The 26,776-nt window shown below is 34.3% G+C and carries 23 protein-coding genes, 1 tRNA gene and 2 pseudogenes; 16 read left to right on the plus strand and 10 right to left on the minus strand.

The window, feature by feature from the left end:
• Nucleotides 1–58: 58 nt before the first annotated feature.
• Nucleotides 59–685 (plus strand): annotated as a pseudogene (locus tag F6K22_RS01200) (alpha-amylase family glycosyl hydrolase).
• Between the two features lie 204 nt (nucleotides 686–889).
• Here F6K22_RS01200 and F6K22_RS01205 read toward each other — a convergent pair.
• Nucleotides 890–1,189, minus strand: a complete 300-nt coding sequence (locus F6K22_RS01205; RefSeq protein ID WP_293092434.1) for a DUF2103 domain-containing protein — start codon at nucleotides 1,187–1,189, stop codon at nucleotides 890–892.
• 1,409 nt (nucleotides 1,190–2,598) lie between these two features.
• Between F6K22_RS01205 and F6K22_RS01210 the strand changes: the two genes are divergently transcribed.
• Complete coding sequence (locus tag F6K22_RS01210) at nucleotides 2,599–2,919, plus strand: DUF760 domain-containing protein (protein ID WP_293092436.1); 321 nt, start codon at nucleotides 2,599–2,601, stop codon at nucleotides 2,917–2,919.
• Between the two features lie 202 nt (nucleotides 2,920–3,121).
• On the opposite strand, the gene F6K22_RS01215 is transcribed toward F6K22_RS01210, so the two are convergent.
• Both F6K22_RS01215 and F6K22_RS01220 read right to left on the minus strand, forming a co-directional pair.
• On the minus strand, nucleotides 3,122–3,808 hold the full coding sequence (locus F6K22_RS01215) for an ROK family protein (protein WP_293092438.1): 687 nt from the start codon (nucleotides 3,806–3,808) through the stop codon (nucleotides 3,122–3,124).
• Between the two features lie 104 nt (nucleotides 3,809–3,912).
• Complete coding sequence (locus F6K22_RS01220) at nucleotides 3,913–4,554, minus strand: YqiA/YcfP family alpha/beta fold hydrolase (protein ID WP_293092440.1); 642 nt, start codon at nucleotides 4,552–4,554, stop codon at nucleotides 3,913–3,915.
• Nucleotides 4,555–4,707: 153 nt separating this feature from the next.
• Here F6K22_RS01220 and F6K22_RS01225 point away from each other — a divergent pair, with 153 nt between their 5' ends.
• The 7 genes from F6K22_RS01225 to F6K22_RS41660 all read left to right on the plus strand — a co-directional run bounded on the left by F6K22_RS01225 (nucleotide 4,708) and on the right by F6K22_RS41660 (nucleotide 8,232).
• A complete protein-coding gene (locus F6K22_RS01225; protein WP_293092442.1) occupies nucleotides 4,708–4,944 on the plus strand; it encodes a hypothetical protein in 237 nt (78 codons plus the stop codon).
• 6 nt (nucleotides 4,945–4,950) lie between these two features.
• The gene (locus F6K22_RS01230) at nucleotides 4,951–5,352 is read left to right on the plus strand and encodes a restriction endonuclease (protein WP_293092444.1); all 402 of its coding nucleotides are present in this window, start codon (nucleotides 4,951–4,953) and stop codon (nucleotides 5,350–5,352) included.
• A complete protein-coding gene (locus F6K22_RS01235) occupies nucleotides 5,339–5,671 on the plus strand; it encodes a DEAD/DEAH box helicase family protein (RefSeq protein WP_293092470.1) in 333 nt (110 codons plus the stop codon). The genes F6K22_RS01230 and F6K22_RS01235 overlap by 14 nt, the downstream gene beginning before the upstream one ends.
• A complete protein-coding gene (locus F6K22_RS01240; protein ID WP_293092446.1) occupies nucleotides 5,626–6,063 on the plus strand; it encodes a hypothetical protein in 438 nt (145 codons plus the stop codon). Before F6K22_RS01235 ends, F6K22_RS01240 begins: the two co-directional genes overlap by 46 nt.
• A gap of 554 nt (nucleotides 6,064–6,617) precedes the next feature.
• On the plus strand, nucleotides 6,618–7,094 hold the full coding sequence (locus tag F6K22_RS42995; protein WP_375340125.1) for an Eco57I restriction-modification methylase domain-containing protein: 477 nt from the start codon (nucleotides 6,618–6,620) through the stop codon (nucleotides 7,092–7,094).
• Nucleotides 7,095–7,298: 204 nt separating this feature from the next.
• A complete protein-coding gene (locus F6K22_RS41655) occupies nucleotides 7,299–7,523 on the plus strand; it encodes a type ISP restriction/modification enzyme (protein WP_363272612.1) in 225 nt (74 codons plus the stop codon).
• Between the two features lie 205 nt (nucleotides 7,524–7,728).
• Nucleotides 7,729–8,232, plus strand: a complete 504-nt coding sequence (locus F6K22_RS41660; RefSeq protein WP_363272614.1) for a type ISP restriction/modification enzyme — start codon at nucleotides 7,729–7,731, stop codon at nucleotides 8,230–8,232.
• Here the strand turns inward: F6K22_RS41660 and F6K22_RS01250 are convergent.
• Nucleotides 8,158–9,006 (minus strand): annotated as a pseudogene (locus F6K22_RS01250) (IS630 transposase-related protein). The gene F6K22_RS41660 and the pseudogene F6K22_RS01250 sit on opposite strands and share 75 nt — an antisense overlap.
• Nucleotides 9,007–9,080: 74 nt before the next feature.
• Here F6K22_RS01250 and F6K22_RS01255 point away from each other — a divergent pair.
• Entirely contained in the window at nucleotides 9,081–9,671 is a 591-nt protein-coding gene (locus F6K22_RS01255) for a type ISP restriction/modification enzyme (protein ID WP_293092472.1), read from the plus strand.
• 489 nt (nucleotides 9,672–10,160) lie between these two features.
• Here F6K22_RS01255 and murA read toward each other — a convergent pair whose 3' ends face one another.
• On the minus strand, nucleotides 10,161–11,522 hold the full coding sequence (murA, locus tag F6K22_RS01260) for a UDP-N-acetylglucosamine 1-carboxyvinyltransferase (protein ID WP_375340126.1): 1,362 nt from the start codon (nucleotides 11,520–11,522) through the stop codon (nucleotides 10,161–10,163).
• 737 nt (nucleotides 11,523–12,259) lie between these two features.
• Here murA and ald point away from each other — a divergent pair.
• The 3 genes from ald to F6K22_RS01275 all read left to right on the plus strand — a co-directional run bounded on the left by ald (nucleotide 12,260) and on the right by F6K22_RS01275 (nucleotide 16,122).
• On the plus strand, nucleotides 12,260–13,360 hold the full coding sequence (gene ald / locus F6K22_RS01265) for an alanine dehydrogenase (protein WP_293092450.1): 1,101 nt from the start codon (nucleotides 12,260–12,262) through the stop codon (nucleotides 13,358–13,360).
• 1,278 nt (nucleotides 13,361–14,638) lie between these two features.
• Nucleotides 14,639–14,722 (plus strand) — tRNA-Leu (locus F6K22_RS01270).
• Nucleotides 14,723–15,345: 623 nt separating this feature from the next.
• Nucleotides 15,346–16,122, plus strand: a complete 777-nt coding sequence (locus tag F6K22_RS01275; protein WP_293092452.1) for a TrmH family RNA methyltransferase — start codon at nucleotides 15,346–15,348, stop codon at nucleotides 16,120–16,122.
• A 1,077-nt stretch (nucleotides 16,123–17,199) separates the two neighbouring features.
• Here F6K22_RS01275 and F6K22_RS01280 read toward each other — a convergent pair.
• Entirely contained in the window at nucleotides 17,200–17,436 is a 237-nt protein-coding gene (locus tag F6K22_RS01280; protein WP_293092454.1) for a hypothetical protein, read from the minus strand.
• A 485-nt stretch (nucleotides 17,437–17,921) separates the two neighbouring features.
• Between F6K22_RS01280 and F6K22_RS01285 the strand changes: the two genes are divergently transcribed.
• A complete protein-coding gene (locus tag F6K22_RS01285) occupies nucleotides 17,922–18,101 on the plus strand; it encodes a hypothetical protein (protein ID WP_293092456.1) in 180 nt (59 codons plus the stop codon).
• 173 nt (nucleotides 18,102–18,274) lie between these two features.
• Here F6K22_RS01285 and F6K22_RS01290 read toward each other — a convergent pair whose 3' ends face one another.
• Nucleotides 18,275–18,856: a sulfite exporter TauE/SafE family protein gene (locus tag F6K22_RS01290; protein ID WP_293092458.1), complete on the minus strand. Its 582-nt coding sequence runs from the start codon at nucleotides 18,854–18,856 to the stop codon at nucleotides 18,275–18,277.
• Between the two features lie 432 nt (nucleotides 18,857–19,288).
• Between F6K22_RS01290 and F6K22_RS01295 the strand changes: the two genes are divergently transcribed.
• Complete coding sequence (locus F6K22_RS01295; protein ID WP_293092460.1) at nucleotides 19,289–20,356, plus strand: ABC transporter ATP-binding protein; 1,068 nt, start codon at nucleotides 19,289–19,291, stop codon at nucleotides 20,354–20,356.
• Nucleotides 20,357–21,227: 871 nt separating this feature from the next.
• Here the strand turns inward: F6K22_RS01295 and F6K22_RS01300 are convergent.
• Entirely contained in the window at nucleotides 21,228–24,002 is a 2,775-nt protein-coding gene (locus tag F6K22_RS01300; protein ID WP_293092462.1) for a bifunctional diguanylate cyclase/phosphodiesterase, read from the minus strand.
• Between the two features lie 220 nt (nucleotides 24,003–24,222).
• Here F6K22_RS01300 and F6K22_RS01305 point away from each other — a divergent pair, with 220 nt between their 5' ends.
• Nucleotides 24,223–25,074, plus strand: coding sequence for a hypothetical protein (locus F6K22_RS01305; protein ID WP_293092464.1), 852 nt, complete (start codon nucleotides 24,223–24,225; stop codon nucleotides 25,072–25,074).
• A gap of 251 nt (nucleotides 25,075–25,325) precedes the next feature.
• Here F6K22_RS01305 and F6K22_RS01310 read toward each other — a convergent pair whose 3' ends face one another.
• Both F6K22_RS01310 and F6K22_RS01315 read right to left on the minus strand, forming a co-directional pair.
• On the minus strand, nucleotides 25,326–25,748 hold the full coding sequence (locus F6K22_RS01310) for a hypothetical protein (protein ID WP_293092466.1): 423 nt from the start codon (nucleotides 25,746–25,748) through the stop codon (nucleotides 25,326–25,328).
• A gap of 425 nt (nucleotides 25,749–26,173) precedes the next feature.
• A partial coding sequence (locus F6K22_RS01315; protein WP_293092468.1) for a CAAD domain-containing protein occupies nucleotides 26,174–26,776 on the minus strand: 603 nt, incomplete at its 5' end.

Consider the following 26,776-nt stretch of genomic DNA (forward strand, 5'->3'; position numbering starts at 1 on the left):
CTAGATAATAGTCTATGCCGAGAAGCTTAGAAGTCTGCCCTTCAGGCTTGAAGCAAATGTGGATTTATCCCCTAAGCGGTGGGTTAACCGCAGAATCCAGGGTGTTTCAACCCCTGGAGATGTCAAATCTAGTAGTAAATCTCATATTAATAGTGATTTTGAATTTCTATTTACTCGCTCGATTGAGTTTCGCCAAGAAACAATTTACTTTATCATAGTAGACCGTTTTTTTGATGGCGACTCTACTAATAACGACGGTCCTAACCCTCAATTATACGACCGAAATAAAGAAAAATGGGGTTTGTATTGGGGTGGAGATTTACAGGGAATAATTGATCAACTTGACTATCTCAAAAAAATGGGAGTTACTGCTATTTGGATGACTCCTTTATTTGAACAAATAGAGGAATAATTATTTTAAATGGCTCCAATTCATGGCTACTGGGCGAAGGATTTTAAGCGCCTAAATCCTCGTTTAGCAGATAAAGATGATGAGCTTTCTTTAGTAAAAAATCAGGAGACTGTTTTTGATAAATTAGTAGCAGCAGTTCATAATTTAGGGATAAAAATAATCTTAGATATTGTTTGTAATCACAGTAGCCCAGATGCAGGTGGAAAGAAAGGTCAACTGTTTGATGATGGAGTTTTAATTGCTGATTTTCATAATGATGTTAATGAGCTGTAGCAGTTGTCAGAAAAAATATAAGAGCCTACACTTATAGTGGCAAAGTGTAGGCTTTAATAAAATAGCTTCTCCAAATACATCTAGCAAAAATCGGACAGTGAAGTATATTTATCAGAACTTACGCATTTCTGAGTCTTAAACACTATGTATCTATAACGTTATAGTTTTTGAACGCTATATATAGTGTCTCTACCTAAGTCCTATTTATTTAGCTAAGATTTGAGCGATCGCCTCTTCCAAATCTTCTTGAGCTAAACTGGTTAACATAAATACTTCTTGTACTGTTTTTCCTTGTCTAGCAATAAGTTTAAAACCACCCCTAATAGGTACTGATACTTTCAGTTTCATCTGGGGAATATGACTTCTAGACCTACTAATAACTCCCGGAGTAACAGTTTCAATACCCTCATGTTGGGTGAGTTTCTCTAAAATAGGGATTAACCCGTCGATATGGGTTGAATGATTCCAAACCAGGCGACCTTTAGCTTTAGATGATTTTTTCATGGGATTTTTTTCCGTCTCTACATACCCAGTCTACAGCGCTACGCGTAAGTCAAAAGTCAGTAGAGTTGAATGGCCATTCGCCCCTATAAAAGTAAAAAGTAATCTCTGAGTGAGTTTTTCCTGCCCAAATTCTCCGCAAACAGTATTTAGAAATTTTCTCACCTCAATGCGTAGTGCTATAGAAGTCAGAAGTACTCCCTGACTAAGTTTAAGCATATAAATGTCATACTAAATCTGGTATAGATACACCTGTTATACCAATTCCCAAAAGTAATGCTATACTTGGTAGATACTTCAGTTATTAAGTAATTGACAGAAGCATAATAACTTTTTTGCTAATAATTAGCAAGTTAATGTTAATTATTATTATGTTTACTTCTCCCCTACTCCCCTACTCCCCTACTCCCCTGCTCAATCAAATGTAAAAAAGTTTTTGAGAAATGGTATTATATCTCGCCCTGTAGAGACCTTGCATACAAGGTCTCTACAGGGTTTTTGCCGTTTACTAAAAACTGGTCTTTTTAAACCGGATTTGGTATCGTAACGTATTTCCTTAGTGCTATAGATAAAAAAAATGGCCTACTTCAGAATTAAGAAAGTAAATTTAATAATTTCAGAGGCTAGCTTTCCAGTAATAATTAATGAAGCTTGAGAGTTTATAGCTGATAAGTAGTCGTGCAAAATAACTGTTCCCTGTTCCCCCAAACCTAGAATTTTGTACCTCACGCTTTTTGTGAATTGCTGTATATTTGAGTCTATTACTTTTGATTGGCAAGAATTTCAAAATATCTAAATTTTCTCAGGTACTTACAAATAAAAAATTATCCCATTAGCTATGAAAATAAGGAAGTAGAGAGTAGGGAAGAAATTGAAAAAGTAAGGGAGTATGGAGTAAACAGTCAGGATAGAGTACATAAATAGAGTACAAAAATTGGGATAATTTATTTTATGCTATTCCCTCAAGTTTGATATTTATCCTATTAAGCTAAAAATTATACGGATAACCGAATCTATTTTTCTAGATTTCATATTATATAAATTATCAACAAAATCAATACAACAAAAATTGCCAAATTCAAGTAATAATTAATACTTAACTTTTTGGTAGTATTGCACAAGTAGTGACTTTTTGAAAAAATCAAGTAGATTCAGAAAATACTGTTCTTTTAAAAAAAGCGAATTTGCCTTGTTTGCTATTCCCTATTCTCTACTTCTACAATAAGTCACCATTATCAAAGGACTACCAACTTTTTTATATCTTGAGTACAAAGTAAAATTAGAAATTTCCTTTAACACTTTGTAGAAAAGTCCGTCTCTGAAAGTTCGGTTGCACTGACTAGAGTAACTGGAAGATATCTTGTTAATATATAACTAATGTTAAATCACTCTACTTATCCGAGCTAAATATTATGAATAATCTTCCCGGAAATTCTTCTGAAAATTTTGCCGACCAATCAAATAGTAGTAATTTACTATGGCAATATGTTCAATCTATGAATCCAGAAACTGTTGCTCAACTTTCTAAACCAGATCCAGAAGTAGCTCAAATTATGGAACAAAATTTAAGAGGAATGTTGGGACATTTACCACCCGAACATTTTTCTACGGCAATAACTACTAACCGAGAAAACCTTGGTCAACTTCTAGCTTCTGCAATGATGAGCGGTTACTTTTTAAATCAAGCTAAACAAAGAATGGAACTTGATAAATCTCTCCATTCTCTGCATTAAGGGTGAAGATAAATCAATCTTTATGTTTAGGTGATGATTATCTCAATTTTAATTTTGGTATAAATAGAGAATTAATAAGCCTAGATTGAAAGCTTTTTTAGTTGATAAGAGCAATTATGAATATATAGAGTAGGGGTAGGCTAAATCATCAAGATTGAGGTTGCTATTGCATCCATTACCTACCCCATTAATTGTTCTGAGTTTAATCTCGCCACAAAGCAATACCACCTAATAAACCATTCAAATTTGGCACTATTTTGACATTTTGTGGTAAATCAAATGTAATTTTTTTGGTATTACCTCCACCTAGATAAATATAATCGCAATTAAATAGATGTTCTAGAGTAGCGATCGCTTTTTCTAAACGTTCATTCCACTTTTTTTTACCAACGTCATCTAATGCTGCTCTTCCTAATTGTTCCTCATAAGTTTCACCTTTGCGAAATGGATGATGACCCATTTCCAAATTCGGCACTAATTTCCCTTCGACAAACAATGCTGAACCAAAACCAGTACCCAAGGTTAGTACCAATTCTACTCCTTTACCTTCAATGGTTCCTAATCCCTGAATATCAGCATCATTAGCAACTCGTACAGGTTTTCCTAACCTTTCTGATAGCACTGCTGCCAAATCTAGTCCTATCCATTCAGGATCTAAATTGACTGCTGTTGTAATAATACCATCCATGACTACACCAGGAAAACCTACGGATACTCTGTCGAATCCTCCTTGTTTTGCTGCTAAAGATACAATCTCTGTTAATATTGGTGCTGGTTTTGCCGGGTTTGGTGTTTCTACACGACTACGTTCTGTGGTTGCTTCTCCTAATTCATTTAAGGCTATTACTTTAATACCACTGCCACCAATATCAACAGCTAAAGTTTGCATAGTTCTTTCTTAGTTCATTACTGATATATTCTTTATAATAGTTAATATTTTTTGATTCTGAGAACATTTATAAGCTTATCTTAATTATTTATGTGACTAAAATCTTACTGAAAAAATTGATTAATTTCTTCCCAAATTGTTGGCATAACATTTCTTAAAGTATGGTCACTATCAAGTTCTATTAACTCTACCCAAGGGCGTTTAACGGCAAATTTTCGGCTAGCTTGAATCGGAATTGTACCATCATTTAAACCATGAAAAATTAAAGTTGGTAAGGCACGCCGTAATTTTTCATCCTGATATTTCATCAAATCTATTATAAAATCATAGCTCAAAAGCGAATAACCTTTTTCTCCATAATGATAGATCCAGTAATTTCCTCTTTCCCTCCATTTTTGTAATTTTTCTTCTCCAAAACTTTTTCGCAAATGGGAGAAAAAATTAAAGGCTGGTGCAAGTAAAATTATTGCTTTAATCTTTGGGTTTCTTTCTGCTAAAAAAGTAGATGTTAAACCACCAAAACTAGAACCAATTAATATTATTGGTGTAGATTTATTTTTAATTTCTGACTCAATTTGATGTATTTGTCTACTAAGAGTTAGGTTAAAAAAATCATCTTGATTTAAGTCAACAACATTGAGCTTAATATTAATTTCAGCGAAGCGATCGCGCAAATATATCGCTTTGTTAGACCTGGGGCTAGATGCAAATCCATGTAAATAAATAAAAGTGTAATTATTCAGCATTTTTTTTAAGTCAAATTGAATATAAAAATTAGGTAGGTGTTAGATAAATTAGTTATCAGTTATCAGCAAAGATGCCTCTTTGTTCAAACTGGGACTAGAGATTAATCTGTATTTTTTGTTTATCAAACAATTTTATAGCAAATCTTAAAAAGTTTGCTAAACATTGGCTTTGCTCCAGGAAAGAAGATTAAAATAGTAGGCTTTAGGATTAAAAGCTGCACTGGTGTAGATATGAGTAATTCCAAGTTCAAGTCCTCAATATTCAAATTATTAGATCGGAATAGAGAAAATTCCCGTTCTGCTCGTGAATTGGGGGAAATTTTTGAAAGATTAATGTTAGCTTACCTCAAAACCGATCCTACTTATAAAAAGTATTTTAGCGAAGTTTAGTTATGGATGGATTTTCCTAAACGGGGAAATATGCCTGATACTGGTATTGATTTGGTGGCAGTTGAAAGAAATACTGGGGATTATTGGGCGATTCAATGTAAATGTTATTCTCCAGACCAGACTATAGAAAAGTCAGATATAGATTCGTTTTTTACCGCTTCAGGAACAAATTTATTTAAAAAACGCATGATTATTTCTACTACTAATAAGTGGAGTAAAAATGCAGAAGCTGCTTTAATAAATCAACAAATCCCTGTTGTTATGGCTACAATTTATGATTTAGCAAATAGTCCTATTGATTGGGATAAGTTCAGTTTTAAGAATCCTGACAATTTAGAACTTAAACCTAAAAAAACAAGTCAGACTACATCAAGAAATAGCTATCGAAAAAGTTCTGGCTGGTTTTGAAACTGCCGATAGAGGGAAGTTAATTATGGCTTGTGGTACTGGTAAAACTTTTACTTCTTTGAAAATTGCCGAACAGTTTCCTAAAGCAAATAATCTGATTCTATTTTTGGTTCCTTCTATTTCTTTACTTTCTCAAACTTTAAGGGAATGGACGGCAGAAAGTGAGATTAATTTTCATAGTATTGCAGTTGGTTCTGATACTAAGGTTGGGAAAAATAAGAGAAAATCTAAAAATGATGATATGACGTGTTGGATGTGTTGGAAGGTGAATCTTTGGAGAAGGAAGTTAGAGGTTTGGAAAAGTTTTATGACAGTGTGAGAGAACGTGCTAGTGGTATTGATAATGCGGAGGGTAAACAGAGGATAATTAATGAGTTATATGATAAATTTTTCCGTACTGCTTTTCCTCGGTTGGCGGAAAGATTAGGTATTGTTTATACTCCGGTGGAGGTGGTTGATTTTATTATTAAAAGTGCTGATTTTGCTTTTAAAAATGAGTTTGGTTTGGGGTTAAGTGATGAGGGTGTACATATTTTAGACCCGTTTACTGGTACGGGTACTTTTATTGTGAGGTTGTTGCAAAGTGGGGTGATTAAAAAGGAATATTTACCACGGAAGTTTGGTTATGAATTACACGCGAATGAGATTTTTTTATTAGCTTATTATATTGCAGCGATTAATATTGAGGAAACTTATCATTTTATAAGTTAATCTTTTTCATAATCTGTCATTTCGAGGCAAAATAAACAAGAAGATAAAACTAATATTGATAATAATAATTTAGCCGAAGCAATCTTTAATAATGGTGAAATTGCTTCGGGGGGAGAGTCCTTTGTATCAGGAGAGTTGACCGATAAAAAATCCCCTCGCAATGACAAATTTTCTAAGAAACAAGATATTAATACTGATCATGATAATTTAGCTGAAGGAATTTCTAATTATGGTGAGATTGCTTCGGGGGGAGAGTCCTTTGTATCAGGAGAGTTGACCGATAAAAAATCCCCTCGCAATGACAAATTTTCTAAGAAACAAGATATTAATACTGATCATGATAATTTANTGCTGAAGGAATTTCTAATCATGGTGAGATTGCCTCGGGGGGAGAGTCGTTTTTCTCGGGAGAGTTGACCGATAAAAAATCCCCTCGCAATGACAAATTTTCTAATGATTTAGGAGGTTATCAAAGTTTTAATGGAATTGTTTTGACTGATACTTTTCAAATATTTGAAAATTAGGGTTTTGAGTTAAAGGAAATTATCGAAAAGATTTTTCCTGAAAATAATCAACGGGGGATTAAACAAAAGCAAAAGGAGATTACTGTTATTGTTGGTAATCCTCCTTATTCTGCTGGTCAAACAAGTGAAAATGATGGGAATAAAAATATTAAATATGAAAAATTAGATGAAAGAATTGCTGATACTTATGCTAAATATTCTACAGCTACTTTAAAAAACAGTCTTTATGATTCTTATATTCGTGGTTTTAGATGGGCAAGTGATAGAATAAAAGAGCAAGGAATAGTTTGTTTTATCAGTAATGGTTCATTCATTGATAATAATGCGATGGATGGTTTGAGAAAATGTTTAGTTGATGAATTTACGAGTATTTATTGTTTTAATTTAAGAGGTAATCAAAGAACTTCTGGAGAACTATCAAGAAAAGAAGGAGGTAAAATTTTTAGTTCGGGTAGTCGCGCTACTATTGCTATTACTTTGTCAATCGAAAATCTAGATAAAAAGTAGGAAAGAAAATTATTTTATTATGATATTGGTGATTATTTAAGTCGGGCAGATAAATTAAATACCATTAAAAACTTTGGCGATATCTCGACTATCAAATGGGAAGAAATCATACCGAATGAAAATTATGATTGGATTAATCAACGTAATGATATTTTTGAAAGTTTTATTTCCTTAGGCGACAAGCAAGATAAAACAAGTAAAACTATTTTTGATGTATATTCAAGTGGAGTCAAAACAAATCGTGATACTTGGGTTTATAATTTTTTTCACCAATCAGTCATTGATAATATGACGAGAATGATTGATTTTTATAATCAACAAGTTGAAGGGTTTAAAAAATATATAAAGGTAAAAATAATTAGGGTTTGCTTATGGAAAGTCTTTTTGCTCTTTGTAGGAGACTCGAGACTGGAGGAACGGGGAATTTAGAAGAGGTAGGAGTAAGAATTGTCTCTCAATTTTTCTGCCATAATCATCCTAAGATACTAGCATGCATGAGCTTTATAAGTGCGAAAAGCTGGTACTTTTTTCAACTCTAAAACGCCAAAACCTTTAGATTTCAATACTTTTATAATTAATCAGCAAGCCCTAATTACTGATACTAAAAATAGAGAGAAAAAAATAGAATCTTTATATTGATAATGATCCTAAAAAAATAAGCTGGTCGTCAAGTCTGAAAAATGACATTGGTAAATTTATTAAACATGAGTTTTTAACTAATTCTATTACATTATTTATATATCGTCCTTTTTGTAGACAAAGGGTATATTTTAACAGCACTTTTAATGAAAGACCAGGACAAATGCCTAAAATTTTTCCTAATCAAAATTTAGAAAATTTGGTGATTAGTGTTACTGGAATAGCTGCAAGTAAAGACTTTTCAGCATTAATTACCAATTTAATACCTGATTTTCATATGCACGATACAAGTCAATGCTTCCCTTTATATACCTACGAAAAACAAAGCTACTTAGGCTCACTATTTGCAACAAATAACACAGAAAAATACACCAAAAAATCAAACATTCCCGACACTATAGTTATTTTAAATAAGAATGAGACACTATTTAGCACAATAATTACAAATAATTTCATCAACAGATGTGTTGATAGGAGAATACATTCTAGCTCTCTTTAATGCACTAAAATCATGCTCTATATCATTTAAATCAGGAGAGTATTTTGGCAAAAATAGTAATTGATGACTCCCTGCTTCTAATAATTCTCTAATAACGTTTTTTCTATGAATTGATGGATTGTCCATAGTTGGTACACTGGGAATTTTTAATGATGGTAATAAATGTTGACTTAACCAGTTTTAAAATCCTACTGCATTCAGGCTTCCTTTAAATATTATTGGTGCAATTTATACTTTTTCCTTTTTTCTTCGACCAGCTACTAAATTTTCTCTTTTCCCTCGTTTTTCCTCTTGCTTACCATCAACTTTTCTCCCTTTTTTTGACGAGGCATAAATACAGTCTTGATTCTCTTCAAATCCTGATTTTTCAATAAACACAAGACTTTTGCTTCCCAATTATTTGATTTATTTTCGTAATTTTTGATAATATTTTATTCTTTTTTCTCTATTTCTTTCTCTATCACGAAGTTGTTTTTTAATAAGAGTGATTTTCATGATTTTCAAGGCATAAAATATAGCCGTAGGATTAACTTCAAATTTTTTAGCTCTCTGTGCTAATTTAGCTTCTGGATTTTGTTTTACATCTTTTTCCAATTCTTTCCAATCTAATTTTATTTGACGACGTTTTACCTTCGTTGCTTCCAATTTTGGGCGAGATAACCATCTATATATCGAAGCTATTCCTACCCCAAAAATATGAGCTGTTTCGGTAATTCTACCACCATTTTCCACAAAATTTATTACTTTTTGTCTTAAGTCTAAACTGTAAGGCATGGTTAAAAATAGTTTCTAGTTGACTTGATTTTATTATACTCAATTTTTGTCTCAATCTTAATTAAAACGACTATATCTTAAAAGACTTCCAGAAAAAATATCAAGACAAAACCATCAACAAAGAAGACATCTTTTATGACATTTATGGAGTTCTCCAGTCCTCAGAATATAAACAAAGATTTGCAGCAGACCTCAAAAAAATGTTACCCCGTATTCCCTACACCAAAGACTTTTGGAAATTCAGTAAGGCAGGAAAAGAATTAGCATATTGGCATTTAAACTATGAAACCATAGAACCTTATGAATTAGAAGAATTTAAAGAAGACTTATTCTTAGATGAAGAAGATTATCGAGTCAAAAAAATGACATTTGGTAAAAACAAAAACGGCATAGATAAAACTATCATCATCTATAACAGTAAACTCACCTTATCACAAATTCCCTTAGAAACTTACCAATATATAGTTAATGGAAAATCAGCCTTAGAATGGGTAATAGAAAGATATAAAATTACCAAAGATAAAAACAGTGGAATAATCAACGACCCCAACAACTGGTCAGAAGATTTCCGTTACATAGTAAACTTAGTAAAAAGGATAATCAGAGTCAGTTTAGAAACAGTCAAAATAGTCAACAACTTACCTATATTAAATGAAAGGAAATAGCGATCGCTCCTCTCTATCTGAGAACTGAGAGAATCAATTAATTCTCAACACTACATATACTAAGACGTTGGAGTTTTTTTCCAGAATTTCTACTATATGTAGTGTCTTNCCCTTAGCTTGATTAACAATCTCAACTTTTTGATCCAGATTTACTTCTTTTAAATCATCAATATCTATGACAAATACAGATTTCTATAGGCATTCACCACAGGGAAGTGGGGATCTTCTCGCAACATGTTAGATAAAAACCTAACTATTAGACTATATTTTATTTTGGCGCTTCGTTCCACTTAGGATTATATTGACAGTTGCCATAACCTGTAAAAATATATTCAACTCATTTACTTATCACACCATAAGAGTGATATGACTGAGTAATATATGGGGGAAGAATAGATTCAGGAGATACACAAAGATGAATCGCCATTGTGCCGAGTAAATATTTCCCACTGAGCAAACGAAACGCCTAAGAGTCTCAGTTTTTACTAATTAGATAGAAGCTGGGAAAATGTCATTTTCTTTAACTAGGTCTACTCTCTCCAATTTTGCTCCTAACTTTTGCAATTTAATTTCTAGTTGTTCGTAGCCTCGATCGAGGTGTTGTAAACCCTGAAATGTCGTTTCGCCTTCTGCTGCTAATGCTGCTAAAATCAAGGCAGCAGAAGCTCTTAGGTCAGTACCAATTACTGGAGCAGCAGATAATTTAGGTACTCCTTCGACAATGGCATGATTTCCTTTTACCCTAATATTAGCACCCATTCTATTTAGTTCTGAAACATGACGCATACGATTCTCAAATACCGTTTCTGTAACAGAACTACTGCCAGAACAGACACTTAGCAAAGCCATAAATGGAGCTTGCAGATCTGTAGGAAAACCAGGGTATGGTTGAGTGTCAATATCAGTAGATTTCAATATTTCACTAGGTAAAATTCGCAAGCTATCAGATTTGTCCTGTATAATTTTTAGTCCTACTGACTGGAGTTTAGAAATAACTGCACTTAAATGTTTGGGAACTACTGGTGCAATAGTTATTTCTGAATTTGTAATCGCACCAGCTATTAAAAATGTCCCAGCTTCTATTCGATCGGGTATAATAGTATAATCTACTGAATGTAGCTTTGGTACTCCAGATATTACTATAGTCTTTGTACCTGCACCAAAAATATTAGCCCCCATAGCTATACATAGATTAGCCAAGTCTTCTACTTCTGGTTCTTGAGCTGCATTTTCAATGATTGTTTCTCCTTCAGCCAAGGTAGATGCCATCATTAAAGTTTCAGTCGCCCCAACACTGGGATAGTCAAGATAAATTTTTGCCCCTTGTAACCTTTTTTTACTACCACTGATATAAGCGTTAACCATACCATGTTCAATATGAACTTCTGCTCCTAGAGCTTGTAAACCTCTAACATGAAGATCGACAGGTCTAGCACCAATAGCACATCCTCCTGGTAGGGGGACACGAGCAACTCCCAATCTAGCCAAAATAGGACCTATAGCAAAAAAGCTGGCACGCAACTGTCTAACTAATTCATAAGGAGCTTCAGGATTATCTAAATCCCTCGCATCTATATCTAAAGTATTACCATTCTGTTTAATTTTTGCTCCCAGAGCAGATAAAACTTTTCCCATTGTGTTAATATCTGCTAGACATGGAATCTGACGTAAACGACAAACCCCTGAGGAAAGTAGTGTTGCTGCCATTGCAGGGAGTGCTGAATTTTTAGCACCACTAATATTAATTTTTCCTTGTAAACGAGAAGGACCCCAAATTTTCAGTATTGACTGATTGACAGGGGATAACTTTTGCTTGTCGGTTTCTGTTATTGAATCTAATTGTTGATTGATGGCTCTATCCTCCCTCAATAACCTAATTAATTTATTGATTTTAATTTTTGCTCTTGATTGTACTGGAAAGTAAGCAAATGTCTAGGGGTTGACAAATTCTTTTTCTTAATCTAAGTTGCCAAGAAAATTTAGATAGCTCCGGAAAAATTGCAGGGATTTAAGTTTACAGGACTTACGCAGGGGTACTATATATAGAGGATAAAAACTGTAGCGCTATAGTTTTTAACACTACATACATGGTCTGGTGCGTAATTCCTAGTTTAAATACTACCATCTATAGAACCCAAATGGGTTCTATTCAAAAATAGAGGAGGAGGCTGGGAAATGGAGAGATGGGCTGTATTAGAGAATTTTTCAATTATTGCTTTTTCCCAGAGGGGACTCCGTACTTCAAAAATTTAATCCTAGGCGTTACTCCCTTCCTGGCACAAAATTATAATTAGTAGATCATTGGAGCATATACTTGCAGTCAAATTTTGTTAGGTAATCTTCTGTGAGGAAGGGAGTAATACCAAAAAGATAGTGAGAAGATATGGGTATTCATGTTGGAGGAGTATGGGAATATTTTCCACCTTTATCCCCTATTGCCTAATTCCCACTCCTGACTCAGTACCTCAAAATTGTCATCAAGGGTATTGATACTAAATGGTTTATATATGCCATATATCTTAATTGATTTTGAGTTAGAGTAAAGTGGTAAAAAATATAGTTCCCTGGTACAGAAATGGAGATGGTGGATGAAAATAGGTATTCCAAAGGAAATTAAGGATCAAGAGTTCCGTGTAGGACTAACTCCTGCAAGTGTTAGGGTCTGTACTGAAGCAGGTAACCAGGTGTTTATAGAGACAGAAGCTGGTTTAGGTGCAGGTTTTAGTGATAGTGATTATCTTCAAGCAGGCGGACATATCTTATCAGATACTAAAGAGGTTTGGAATTGTGAAATGATAGTCAAGGTCAAGGAACCTTTATCATCAGAGTATCAGTTTCTCAAATCAGGACAACTACTATTTACTTATTTACATTTGGCTGCGGATCGGAAGTTAACTGAACGGTTGATTGAAAGTGGTGTGATGGCGATCGCCTATGAAACGGTAGAGCTAGCTGACCAAAGGCTACCTTTGTTAACTCCTATGAGCATAATAGCTGGACGTTTGTCTGTGCAGTTTGGGGCAAGATTTTTGGAAAGGCAACAAGGTGGTAGAGGTGTTCTATTGGGTGGAGTTCCTGGTGTTATCCCTGGGAAGGTTGTAATTCTGGGAGGAGGGGTAGTTGGTACAGAGGCAGCTAAAATTGCTGTTGGTTTTGGTGCAAGAGTCCAGATTTTGGATATTAATTTGGAAAGGTTGGCTTATTTAGAGAGTCTATTTGGTTCAAGGGTAGAGTTACTATACAGTAGTTCTTCTGTAATAGAAGCAGCAGTAGAAGATTGTGATTTACTTGTAGGGGCAGTTTTAGTTCCTGGTCGTCGTTCTCCAGTGTTAGTTCCTAAAACTTTGGTGGAGCAGATGCGTTCTGGCTCTGTAATTATTGATGTGGCTGTGGATCAAGGTGGTTGTGTGGAAACTCTACATCCTACTTCTCATACAAATCCTACTTATGTGGAATTAGGTGTTGTACATTATGGAGTACCTAATATGCCAGGAGCAGTTCCCTGGACAGCTACTCAAGCTTTAAATAATAGCACTTTGCCTTATGTATTGCAGTTAGCCAACTATGGTAGTAAAGCTTTAGAAATGAATCCGGGATTGGCTAAGGGATTGAATGTTAAAGACCATGTTTTGGTTCATCCTGCTGTCCGAGAAGTATTTCCCGATCTAAGCAATAAAAACTCAGTATAGTGACGATAAATATTCTCAAATATAAAAGACTGACTAACTAAATAATTAGCATATTTATCAAGATTTTTAGACAAGAAACACAGTCGGTCAATTTCAGTAGAAAACTGATGATTTTTATGAATAATATTTCTGTCAACTAATCTGATAAATCAAGTAGTTAAAATTACTAAAGGCTCCAATAATTTTATTATTTAGTTTTTAATTCTCAGCTAGTTTAATGTTTAATGGTAAAATTAAACTTTATGATATAGTTATTTGATTTTGCCAAATATTTAGTATCTGGTTAGGAATCATGTAAAAATAAGTTCTACAAATTTTATCTGAAATAGATTGTGAAATATAGCTTCCATCAGAAAAACTGTTCAGGTTTTTCTGACACGACTCCTTAGTACAAATCAACGAAAATATTTGACTATATACGACTATATTTATGTAGAACGTTTACTATACCTATAAATCAAAAAAACTATCCAATTTTTTGGGAAAAGGAATCTTCAACGATTCACACAAAAGAACATAAGCTGATATTTTCAGCTATACCAAATTTCAAATTAAATACTTGGCTGCTCAAATTAACAGTCAATATTTCTAAAATACTCTCTGGATTTTGATCTATTTAGCTAGTTGATGTATTTCCAATATTCTGTCTATAATTTTCAGCCATTTTCTTTTTCAAAAATATTACAGCACTTTCCTCTGTTATGAGGTAAAAATTTACCTGGCAAGATACCTGCACCACAAGAGTTTTACTTTTGACGCCTCACGCCTTGTACATCAGTCCGAAATCTACTGTAAAGTTCCACCAACTAGTTTAATTGCCCTCTATCCAAGTAAAATTTGTTCTCTAACAAACCACTACACAAAAACTCAATCAATTCTTCTATCTTGAGTATCATCAAAGATTTATTTTGTCAAATACCGTTCAGAAAAGTGTTAAGCTTCATTAACTAAAAAAACTATTTATAAGTTTTGAAATAGCTATTATGTAGTTTAAGTTAACGGTATCAATGGATTTATAGATGTCTAATTTAAAGAAAGTTAGAATGCTCTGCAAGATTTTACATTAATGTTCACTATTGTACCAAATCTTTCAAATAACGTAAATAGGTAAAAATAAATGATAATATTCTCAATAAGCTTCATTTTATTAAGTTATATAACAATTTAACAAATTTCAAATTACAAATATAATCTATAATAAAATCAGTTTTATTTATAATACAAGCATCTTAATTGACAAATTTGAATGGATAAGTAATAATAAAGAATTGTCACTTAGCGGAACTGGCGGAATTGGTAGACGCGCTAGATTCAGGTTCTAGTGTTCGCAAGAACTTCCGGGTTCAAGTCCCGGGTTCCGCATTGTATCTTTAGACTATAGGTTTGAATAAGTGTGTAGCTACACAGATAAACCTAAAAAGACAAAAAGAAATACCTAAACAAAGTTTAGTTGAGGTACTTCAAACCTAAATGAGTTGTAAAAACTGAATGGCTAGAAAAAAGGAATATATAACAAAACATCAGGGAAAACTGGATAATACAAAATCCTCTTCTCAAACTTTTTTTTCTAATTTGTTTGAAACATTTTTTCCTTCTAGCCTTTGTCTGAGATTAATTTTAATTGTTGGTAGTCCTGTAGATGTAGTGATATTTATAAGTAAACCCCTTTCACTCTCAGGAACCTAACTGCAAAAATCACTACTTGTACACCACTACCTAATTGTTAAATGGAAATGCTAAAAAGGGCTTGCTGAATAAAATTAAAATCATTAGCTACCAAGATAAGTGAGTATTATTAAAGCCTGCTCACTTCAATTTAGGAGTTCTTGTACTATTACGCACTAGATTAATTTTTAGAAGATAAACAAGTAACTAAATGGAGTTAGCAGAATGATAAAAATGTTTCCTCTCGCCCTGTCGCTCTTTCCTAACCTCACACCTAATACTTTTTCAGCAGACCCTAAATAGGCAATCAAATATTAACAGTGCTGACCAGTTTGCAAAATCCTTTGATAAAGCAAATCCGCCAACTTCACCAATCAAAAGGGAGGCGGGAACAACAATTATTTCTAGTTGAAGGAACTCATCTGTTAGAAGAAGCTTGCAGAAGAGATTATCCTCTTACAACTGTCTGTTATACACCTGAATGGCAAGAAAAACATAAATCTTTGTGTGAATTAGTATCCCAAAAAGCTCAAAGGATAGAATTGGTAAGTGCTAGGGTTATTCAATCTCTTGCTACTACAATTAATCCTGATGGAGTAGTGGCTATAGCACCACAGAGCCAAACAAATTTTCTGAAGATTAAGACCTTGGGAATTGCTTTAGAAAAAATACAAGACCCTGGTAATTTGGGAACTATAATCAGGACAGCTACAGCAACAAATATAGATGGCTTATTTGTGAGTAGAGATAGTGTAGACTTGTATCATCCTAAAGTAGTTCGGGCATCAGCCGGGGAATGGTTTAATTTACATAAGGTAATATCTAAAGACCTAAAGACTGAAGTATTACAATTACAAAGTCAAGGTCTGCAAGTTTTAGCGACAGTTCCGAACTCAACTATCAACTATTGGGAGATAGATTTACGAAAACCTACAGTAATAGTTTTGGGAAATGAAGGTTCTGGTATTTCAAAAGATTTAATTGATTTGGCTGATTATTCTGTTAAGATTCCTTTGAGCAACGGTGTAGAATCTTTGAATGTTGCGATAAGTACAGCTATAATTTTGTATGAGGTTCAGCGTCAACGTCAATCTTAATCAAAAGCAGTGCACTATATATTTATCTCAATGTTCCTTGAAGAGTGTGGGTCTTTATCTCCCCCTGGGAAAGAGGTTCATTAGGGGGATGGGAAAACTGATTGGGTTAATTGGTTTTTACCAGTTTAGTCCTATTTTTTAGATGGAATAAGGTTTTAGGATATGCATATCTGGGGGAGGGGTAGGGTGGCAGTCGGATTGGCGACGTACTGTGGAGCGAAGGTAAGACCGACAGAGGGTTCGGCAAGGGAAGCAGGTGCGCGAGAAATATCAAACCCAACCTCCTTCAGTTGAGCTTTCCTAGGTCATGCTACGCAGAAGCTAACGTAAGGTTTGGGAATCCTACTTTGTCGCATAAGTTTAACGTCGGGAAAATATCAATTTGCTAATGATACATAGTAGGGAAAAATAAATAGGGATTAGTAAGAATCAGAGAACACCTCAGCTAGAAATAGTTTTGGTAGTCCTGCATGGTAATGGTGAGGATATATATTTTTTAATTTATCCGACACTCCCCATCCCCCATCTCCCCATCTCCCCATCTCCCCATCTCTCCATCTCTCCAGACTCCCAGACTCCCAGTGCTTCCTTTACCATTACTATGCACCACCACCATAGTTTTGATATCCTGATTATTTTAGAACTGTTTTAATTTTTGGCATTGCTCAATTAAGGTATAAAAGTAAGTTTATAGGTAATACCAATTCCCAAAAGTATTGCTATACTTAAGTCGCACTTCAATTATTAAGTAATTAACACTCTGATTAAATCACTTTTTTGCTAATAATAGCCTAGTTAGTGTTTATTATTCTTATTTTGTAGGGACGTTTAGCTGACGCAAAGCTCCGCAATTCAAGTCGGCGACAGCCGAAACGCTGCGCGACATGAAACGCATTTTTGCCTGTGCAACGTCCCTACCCCCACACAGACCACACTGCCACACCCGATCGGATATAGCATTATTTTCGAGAAATGGTATAATAGGGAACAGTTAATATTAACAAGTAGTTCAAACAATCCTACATTATCAAATCATACCGTGTTTCAGCAACCCCTAATTTTTTATTCAGAGGGAAATTATGGTGAATGTTCTTTCTTTGTCTGAATATATTTATCTATGTCAGCGATCGCTTCTTCTAACTCTGATAAATTACATTGTTTATCTGACTGATGTTCTTTTGATTTTTTGTTGGTATTTGCAAGTTCTGAATTATTCTCTTCAATTTGAGTTTCTTGAAGAGCTAGATTAAGTTGTGTCTCAAAGTTATCCATAAATTTTTTGGCTGCTCTACTACGAATATCTTTTTTATCCATATTAATTTTTCCCCTCTATATATTTAAGTTTAAAATATTTAAATTCAAAGTTTAACTGACTAATAAGTGATTTGGAGAAAGACAGTGTAGATGAAAGTAGTAGATAAAAACTATTTGGTATCTTTTTCAAGCTGAAGTAGCTAGTATATTAAGCAATTTCGAGCTGGGTAATGGCTGAGTGAGAACTATATTATGCCAATAATGATTAAACCAAGAAACTGTAAGGCCGATCATTAGGTAAGAAGTTCCTAAATGGTTTATATAGTAGATAGTGTAGTTAATCATAACTAAAAAACTGACTATACCCTCATCGAAAATATTATAATACTGATTAATTTGAGAACATTGATATGTTATAGAAGCACTTGACACCAAAAGATTTTTTGAAAATATCATCACCTTAGCTTAATGGTGGAGTCAAGGAAGATTGCTGGGAAATTTTAGAAATTGAGATTTTGGAAGATATATTGAAAGCAAAATTGCGAATGAACTCTACCTTTGTTTCACTAACTGATGCAGATGCTTTTCATTTAACGATATTTTCAACTTCTGAATTTCTGAGTCAACTTGCAATTATATATGGACATATTTGGAATTGGTTGACTGAAAAAACATTTGAAGCTTGGGTGATAGAAAGTAATTTTTCTTACAAAAATGCCATCTGAGAACAAGAAAACATTAATGTAGAAATGAAATTCACCACCATGAAAAAATACCAAGACAAAACATTGGGCGTTGCTGAAATGTAATGGTAAGTAGCTAAAGTTCATTAATTGATAATTGATAATGGCGAACTTGATAATTACAAGAAGGTTTTAACCGTTACACCAATTGAAGATCAGGAAATATTATTTCTTCTCTCTTGGGAGATTGGAGGCAAGCGTTTGCGCTTNCCCAGTAAAAGAATTTGCAGAGGTACCATAATTACCCCACCACCAACCCCAAATAAACCAGCTAATAACCCTCCAGTTCCACCGGTAATAATTCTAGCAATAGTAGGATTTCCCCATTGCTGTTTTTCACTATTATTTTCAGCATTCTTTTGTTTAGCAATAACACGCTTCCGTAACTCGAACAAATAAATATTAATCAACATTAATAAACCAAAACCCAACAATAACAAAGTAGAGGAAAATTGTTCCGCTAAATAAACCCCAACTTGAGCAGCAAATAATGCTGGCAATGCCAATAAAAGAACTTTTTGAGGTTTAATGTAACCCATACGCCAATTTTGTAGAGTACCGGAACTCGCTGTAATTGTAATAGCTAAAGCGCTAGTTGCAACTGCTTGTATCGGTTGATATCCCAAAGCTACTAATAGCGGTACCATAACTGTACCACCCCCAATTCCTAAAAATCCAGCTAGAATACCCGAACATAGACCACCTAGACCTAAAATCAACAAATTTGTTGGAATCATTATTTAAGAGTTGTTTTTAACTAAAGTTAGAGAAATAAACTTGAATTCAATATAACTGAAAGGATACACAAAAATATAGAAGTAAAAATTCAGAATGTTCCGGTTGAATACTTTATGATTAAGGTAGTAGCTCGTATAGACTAAAATTGTCAGTAAAACCTAACCCCCCGACCCCCTTCCCTGCAAGGGAAGGGGGAGAAGCTCCCCTCTCCTTGTAGGAGAGGGGTTGGGGGAGAGGTCTTCATTGACTCAAATCTAAAATTGGTGTTGGTGCATTGTAATGCTAGTCTATTGTAATTATGTTGTTCAATGGAATAGTGGGAACATAATACTCCCATGAAACAGCATTGTTTATCCCCATCTACCATTACCCTAGCAAAACTATCCTAAAATTAACCTTAGCCAACAACAAGAAAGAAACAATTTCAAATTATGGCAAAACTGCAATTAAAAAATCTTAGAAAACAATTTACTCCTAATGTTATTCCTGTTAAAGACATAAATATTGAAGTTGAAGATGGAGAATTTTTAACCTTATTAGGACCTTCTGGATGCGGAAAATCAACCCTACTACGACTCATTGCAGGTTTAGAAACACCCACTCAAGGTAGAGTAATAATTGGCGATCGCGATGTCACAAATGTAGCACCAGGCGATCGAAATATTGCCATGGTGTTTCAAAGTTATGCTCTCTATCCCCACATGACGGTGTTTGAAAATATTTCTGCTTCCCTGAAACTCCGCAAAATACCTCCAGATGAAATTCAGCGACGAGTCAATGATGTCGCCCAAAAACTAGATTTAGACAACTTACTAGCTCGCAAACCCAAGGAAATGTCTGGAGGACAAAGACAAAGGGTGGCATTAGCTCGTTCATTGGTACGAAACCCGGAGGTATTTTTGTTAGATGAACCCCTGAGTAATTTAGATGCGTTATTGCGGGAACAGGTACGCGCGGAATTAAAACAGTTATTTAATGCTCAACAAAAACCCGTAGTTTATGTTACTCACGACCAAACAGAAGCAATGACTTTATCAACTAAAGTAGCAATTTTATCTGATGGTTATTTACAACAACTTGATGCTCCTCATCAAATTTATAGTTGTCCGGCAAATAAGTTTGTTGCTGGTTTTGTTGGTAGTCCGCAAATGAATTTACTGACTCTTAAATGTGAAGAAAATTATGCTATTTTGGGGGATTTTAAAATTTATTTGCCAGATTTTTCGGCAAGAAAAAAACAAATTATTATGGGTATTCGCCCGGAAGATATCCGTTTTTCTGCCGCTGAAAATTTTGGAACTACTATTAAAGGGAAAGTAGTATTAGTAGAAGATTTAGGTAAGGAAAAATTATTGATTTTACAGGTAGAAAATTCAGAGCAAAATATCAAGGCTTTAGTTCCTTATAAGCAAACTTGGGATGAGTTAGTAACTATAGAATTACCTCCTAAACAAATTCATTGGTTTGATGTAGAGTCTGGCGATCGCTTATTACAATAGTTATCTAGTCAAACTCCAAAAAATCTGGTTTATGGTTTGACTATTGATACTCCTACAATGCTGATTTATCAACCCGGTTTTTATATAGCAATTCGTGCATAGGTTGCGGGTAATCAAAAAGTAGATAAAAAAACCGAAACTATCACCAGTTAAGTGTTCCCTAAAAGCGGTAAGATTTTTATATACAAATAAAATAGGATTGCTATATATTTGGTTTGATGTTATACCAATTCCCAAAAATAATGCAAGACCTTCCTCAAGACTTCAGTTATTAATTAATAAGTAAGTAAGACTAATGTTTTTTAACTATTATAGGTAAATAGCAAAGATATCTTATCACAAATTGATAAATGTTTGTTACAAATAGTTAGGCTATTTATTACCAGTCAGGAGTCAGAAGTCAGAATGAATAGCTTAAATACTATTTATGAGGGCATATTTTCTCTTTTTAGTCGAAAGATACATCTCATCTCATCTCCGCTTGAATAGTTATATTTTGGTGAAAGGAAGGCAGAAGGTATTTTGCCCATTTTGACCTTGATTTTATACATGCTCCGATGCTACGAGAAATGATATCATGTAAAGTCTTTCAATCACCATTTTTATTCATGAAATTATTTTTTTTAATTGGTATAGTATGTACTAAATATCAATATTCAATATCAACGATCAAACGATAAACGGAAAATTTGCATTAATTTGCCATACTCAAAACTTAGTAAACTAACCTATATAAGCAGCCTTAAATACTAAAATAAGATATTATTTTACTCAACCACAGTAGGGACATTCCATGGCACTCCCCTATAATAGTTATACTTTTGAGTGTTTAGTTCATCTACCGGAAAACTAATATCAAGCTCTTTTCCAATTAAGAATAAAAATTATGACCCAATAATGCTGTTGCTTCTGTCACATTTACAGGTTTAGAAAACAAATATCCTTGACCATATTCACATCCTAAATATCTCAGTTGAGCCAACTGTTCCTCTGTTTCTATCCCCTCTGCTACCACATCCAATCCTAGACTATGAGCTAATGTAACAATAGCTCTTACAATCTCACTATTTTCCCCATTAACTCCCATATTTGTCACAAAAGATTTATCAATTTTCAGAGTATTAATAGGGAAACGATGCAAATAACTTAGAGATGAATATCCTGTACCAAAATCATCAACACTTAACTGCATTCCCAACTCCCGTAGGTGAGATAAAACTTTACTAGCAGACTCAGCATTATCCATAACAACACTTTCTGTAATTTCTATTTTTAATCCTTGAGGATCGATACCTGTCTTTTGCAAAATACGTTGAATTTGTAAAATTAAGTTAGATTGGGAAAACTGTTTCCCAGAGATATTGACAGCTATAGTAAGGTGAGTTTGAGAATAAATTGTCTGCCATTCTTGCAGTTGACGACAAGCTTCCCAAAATACCCACTGACCGAGAGGAATAATCAAACCTGTTTCTTCTGCAATAGGAATAAACTTTACCGGAGGAATCATACCACGTTCACGATCGTGCCACCGCGCTAAAGCTTCAAACCCTACTAAGTTCCCTGTACATAGAGAGATAATTGGTTGATAGTTGAGTAAAAAAGTGTTGGAAGTAGGACAAACAAATTCTTCTAGCATCTCCACCGCTTGACGTAGGTCACGCTCTAACTGCATCATTTCTGTAACGTAGCTGTGCATGGAACTGGTGAATACCATATAACTTCCTTGGTTTCGCGCTTTAGCTTGATCCATAGCAATATTAGCATCTCGCAGTATATCCCCTGCCCATTTATAATTATGGGAACTTATGGCAATACCGATACTAGCAGTAATAAAGAGTTTATGACCATCTAATTCTAGAGGTTGAGCGATCGCTGTTTGTATCAGATTTACTAAACCAATGGCATCTTGTCGATCGTGAACTTTCTTCAAGAGAATAACAAACTCATCACTCCCTATTCGTGCTATCGTATCTCTCGATCGTAAACAAGTTTTGATTCGTTGAGCAATTTCAATTAATAGCTTGTCTCCCATGGAATGACCGTGACTTTCATTAACGATCTTAAATCGATCTAAATTAATTGTAAGTACAGCAAACAAATCAGAATGATTTGTGTGTGTGTGTGCTAATGCTTGCTGTAGTCTATCCATTAATAAAGCTCTATTTGGCAAGTCTGTGAGGCTATCATACAAAGATTGACGTAGCAGTTTCTCCTCTACAGATTTTTTTTCTGTTATATCGTGACAGTTAATTACAATTCCTTGAACTGATTCATCATCAAGTAAATTCATTACTACAGCTTCAAATACACACCAACTACCATTTTTATGGCGGACTTGATATTCATCTAACCCTCGGCGTGTTTTCGGATATTGTTTCACTCCCTCTATTACTTGTTCCATCCACCAACTATCGTTGGGGTGAATGAACTCTAATACAGATTTGCCAATTAATTCTTCTGAAGTGTAACCTAAAATTCGTTCTTGGGAGGGGCTAATATATGTAAAAATACTATTACTGTCTAGAATCTGGATAATATCTGTGCTATTTTCGATTAGCGATCGGAATCTTTTTTCATTTTCACGTAGTAGTTTCTCTGCTTGGTTACGTTCTGTAATATCTGTGCTGACAGCAACAAACCCAGTAATTTTATCTGATGTATCTTTGATGACATCTATCCGCATCAAAATCTGGATGATTTGGCCTCTACGACTCCGACAGCTAACTTCTCCATTCCATGAACTTCCACTCATCATACTCTCAGATATTTCTTGGGCTACTTTTGTATCTATTATCAAACTTAGTAACCCACCAATAGCATTTAGTTCAGCTACATTTCTATAATCAAAAAGTTGAGTAAATGCTGGATTTTGAAAGATGTGATTGCCATAAGCATCAGTCATACTAATTGCTTCACTGCTACTTTCTACCGCTTTACCTGTCAATGCTAGGGCAGTTTCTGTTTGTCGCAGTTCAGTAATATCAATTCCGACAGTACACGCTGCTTGGCCCTGGTTATATTTTTGAGCAACTATGAGATATTGACCTACAGGTGAACTCATTTCATTCACAGTAACTGTGGTATTACTGGCAAAAAAATTGTGAACAAATTTGGTAAATTCTGCATCATCTCCATTCAAAAAGCCGATATGTTTACCAATAAACTCTTCAGGAGCCATGTTGAATATTTTAGCTAAATGTCTATTAACTCCTAAATAATGGAAATCTGAACTAATCCAAGACACTAATCCTGGCATTGCTTCTAAAAGTGTTTGTAATCGCTCGTTTGCTTCGGAGATATCTAATGAATGGGATTCTTGTGATTTATTATTGGAATTAATAACTTGAATATCATGGGGAATTAATATAACTTTTTCTTGATTAACTGGATAGATACTGGCGTTGAGTTTCACCTGTTCTTCTCCTATTTGACATTTATGTTCAATTTCTACTTGACCCTTTGTTTTTAAACAAGTTTTAATATGATTACTCAAAATATTTTTCTGAATATTTTCAAGAACTTGATGGATCTGAACTTTCACGGGGTTATCCTCTGAAAATGATACTTCCCCATCTACGGGAATACTTTCTAGAAAGCATCCTGTTTGATCCAACACCCAGATACAAGTATTCATTAAAGCAAACATAGAATCTATATGAGTATGATTTTTGGTTCAATTCTAAGTGAGTAAATTTTAACTAATTAACTAACTTAGAATTGATAATGCTGATAGACATCATTCAGCTAGAGAATTACAAAAATTCATTTTAACATTAAGTTGTTGCTATAAATTAAGATGTTATACTAAATACCAATAGCTTTAAGTCTAATCACCTTTACCCATTAGTAGAAGGTTTATAGGTAGTATGAGAATTTTCTTAAAATCAGTCCTTCCCAAATTCAAGGCTTTACTAGGAGCAGTTCCTCTAATTGCTACAACATATACCATTGGTACATTAGTTCAGCCGAGAGTAAGTTTTGCTATCAGTCACAACAGAGATAATTTATCCTCAGTAAATACACTTCAAGTGTCTACTCAAAACATATCACAACAAGGTGATAATGTCAATAAAAATAACTATGAGTTAAAGCATAGCAATTATTTTACTCTCCCCCAAAGTCAAGAGATTAATACTTCTCAAAATTCCCGGTTGAAAAATTCTTTCAATGTTGTTCCAAGCAAACATCAAGGAGAAAATTTTCCTAATCAATATCAATGGAAAACTACTAAGACTAATAATAATCAATTCGGAATTGAACAAGTTAACAACCCCCAGCTAGCTACATCGGTAAATCCGATGAGACCGCGACCCCAACCAATGTTAACAAATGTTCGACTTCAACCTGTGGCACCTACATCGGTAAATCCGATGAGACCGCGACCCCAACCAATGTTAACAAATGTTCGACTTCAACCTGTGGCACCTACATCGGTAAATCCGATGAGACCGCGACCCCAACCGATGTTAACAAATGTCCAGCCTCAACCTGTTGCACCTGCACCAGTTAATCAGATCGTAGTGCGACCACAACCTACGATCAAAAATCTCCATCCTGTTCCACCTGCACCACAACCAATAGTGAAAAATCACGATCTTGTAACACCCGCACCACAATTACAACCGACCATCGCAAATCCCGATCCCATACCACTCGCAACCCAACCAATCGTAAAAAATTCTCATTATCCTATGCCATCTGCAACAAAATCTCCATAGATTAGGGAACAGGGAATAGATAGCAGAGTAGGGATGTTTTATGGAACATCCCTACAACAATATTTGGCGTTGCATATTTGCGGGATGAATTGACGTGGGGGGTGTGGGGAGTGTAGGAGAGGTTGCATATTTACGTTGTGGAATTATAGTTTTAGATAGATAAATAGGAAGTAAAAGATGGGATTTACCTTTTATACAAAGATTCATCCCAAGGTTTCAGCAACACCCAATATTTTATTTATATGAGTTTTTTATTCTGGAGAAATTTTAATTACATAGGGATAATATTTATTTCTTTGGTAAGAACCTATCCAAATTTCATAAGTACCTGAAAACCATTGACCTGTAATTCCTGGATTTTTTCCTTCAAAGTCATCATTACACCAACTACCTCCAGGACCTCTAATTACTAAAGTTGTATCTTCACTACTTTTAACCTCAAGTTTCAGAGATTCAAAAAAGCCATTTAAAATTAATCTATGATCTGGTTTTTTATCAATAAAACCTACACATGGTCCTGTTACAGTGTTTTCTCTACCTGTTGTTTCTTTCGCAGATATAGGTCCTCCACTTAACCCTCTAATAATCATTCGGTTTTGAGGAGATTTTGGATACAGGTTGACATCTTCAAATATAGGTGTCAATTGTAAATCTTGGGACAGAACTGGGGTCATGTTCTGCATCCCTACTAATGAAAACAATACTCCTAAAAATAATATCGTTTTTCTAAGTTTATTTCTATTCATTTAGAGTGCTGTTTTTCGATAATAAAGTCAAAAAACTTCTAGGGGGAATGTGAATCATAAATTTTGTTGTTTCACTTTATTATATCATGTCGGGTTAAATAGTTATAATTAAAGTTCGTAGTAGGGCTTCAACCCTATCTATAATTATTGCTCAAGCTCTACTAAAAACAAAAACTTTTTTATCGCTGATTATCCGTACACGATCTTAGGACTTACGCAGAAACCGATTTATGATACAAAATTTCGTGTTCCAACAATAATAATTAGAATCAACCCGGTTTCTTGTTTGGATGCGTAAGTCCTGTTTCTCTGTTTAATTCCCCCTTTTTTTTTTGAGTCTGTGAAACTCTTATTTAAGATTTCTTACCAACAATTTCTGCTTTGATGTCTTGAATTTTATCTAATAATTCTTGCCGATTAGATTTTTGCAGCAAATAACGGTAAACAAACCAAACTGCATATCCCATCCCAATAAATTCAAAGCTAACTGATAGAATAGGAATTCCTTGTAAGGTTTGGAGAAAACTAACAATTAACGTCAAAGTTAATATTGCTAAGGTTAGCGAACCAACTACTTTCAGCTGAGTTTTATATTCTTGATAAAATTGGCTAATGTAGTCAGGAAGGTTAGAAAAGATATCGATCAATTGCTCTTTAATTTTATTGATTTGTTCAATATCAATGGTTTTGTTGGTTACTGTGTCTACAGGTTTTTGGTCATCTAAAATGGAAGTTTCAACCTGAGCAGCAACTTTTTGTTCTATGGTTTCTGCACCAGTCGTTGCAGTAGTTGGAGTTTCTGGTGTCGCAACTTTACTCTGTTTAGCTACGGTTGGTTCGGTTGGTGTTTTGCTTGTTGCACCAGTCGTTGCAGTAGTTGGAGTTTCTGGTGTCGCAACTTTACTCTGTTTAGCTACGGTTGGTTCGGTTGGTGTTTTGCTTGTTGCACCAGTCGT

It is taken from the genome of Okeania sp. SIO2F4 (genome assembly GCF_010672385.1).
In the GTDB taxonomy this organism is placed as follows: Bacteria; Cyanobacteriota; Cyanobacteriia; order Cyanobacteriales; family Microcoleaceae; genus Trichodesmium.

Excerpts from the sequence above, each read along its gene's own strand:
- F6K22_RS01205 (WP_293092434.1), bottom strand. The coding sequence starts at position 1,189 with ATGAAAAAATCATCTAAAGCTAAAGGTCGCCTGGTTTGGAATCATTCA.
- F6K22_RS01210 (WP_293092436.1), top strand. The coding sequence starts at position 2,599 with ATGAATAATCTTCCCGGAAATTCTTCTGAAAATTTTGCCGACCAATCA.
- F6K22_RS01215 (WP_293092438.1), bottom strand. The coding sequence starts at position 3,808 with ATGCAAACTTTAGCTGTTGATATTGGTGGCAGTGGTATTAAAGTAATA.
- F6K22_RS01220 (WP_293092440.1), bottom strand. The coding sequence starts at position 4,554 with ATGCTGAATAATTACACTTTTATTTATTTACATGGATTTGCATCTAGC.
- F6K22_RS01230 (WP_293092444.1), top strand. The coding sequence starts at position 4,951 with ATGGATTTTCCTAAACGGGGAAATATGCCTGATACTGGTATTGATTTG.
- ald (WP_293092450.1), top strand. The coding sequence starts at position 12,260 with ATGAAAATAGGTATTCCAAAGGAAATTAAGGATCAAGAGTTCCGTGTA.
- F6K22_RS01280 (WP_293092454.1), bottom strand. The coding sequence starts at position 17,436 with ATGGATAAAAAAGATATTCGTAGTAGAGCAGCCAAAAAATTTATGGAT.
- F6K22_RS01285 (WP_293092456.1), top strand. The coding sequence starts at position 17,922 with ATGAACTCTACCTTTGTTTCACTAACTGATGCAGATGCTTTTCATTTA.
- F6K22_RS01295 (WP_293092460.1), top strand. The coding sequence starts at position 19,289 with ATGGCAAAACTGCAATTAAAAAATCTTAGAAAACAATTTACTCCTAAT.
- F6K22_RS01300 (WP_293092462.1), bottom strand. The coding sequence starts at position 24,002 with ATGTTTGCTTTAATGAATACTTGTATCTGGGTGTTGGATCAAACAGGA.
- F6K22_RS01305 (WP_293092464.1), top strand. The coding sequence starts at position 24,223 with ATGAGAATTTTCTTAAAATCAGTCCTTCCCAAATTCAAGGCTTTACTA.
- F6K22_RS01310 (WP_293092466.1), bottom strand. The coding sequence starts at position 25,748 with ATGACCCCAGTTCTGTCCCAAGATTTACAATTGACACCTATATTTGAA.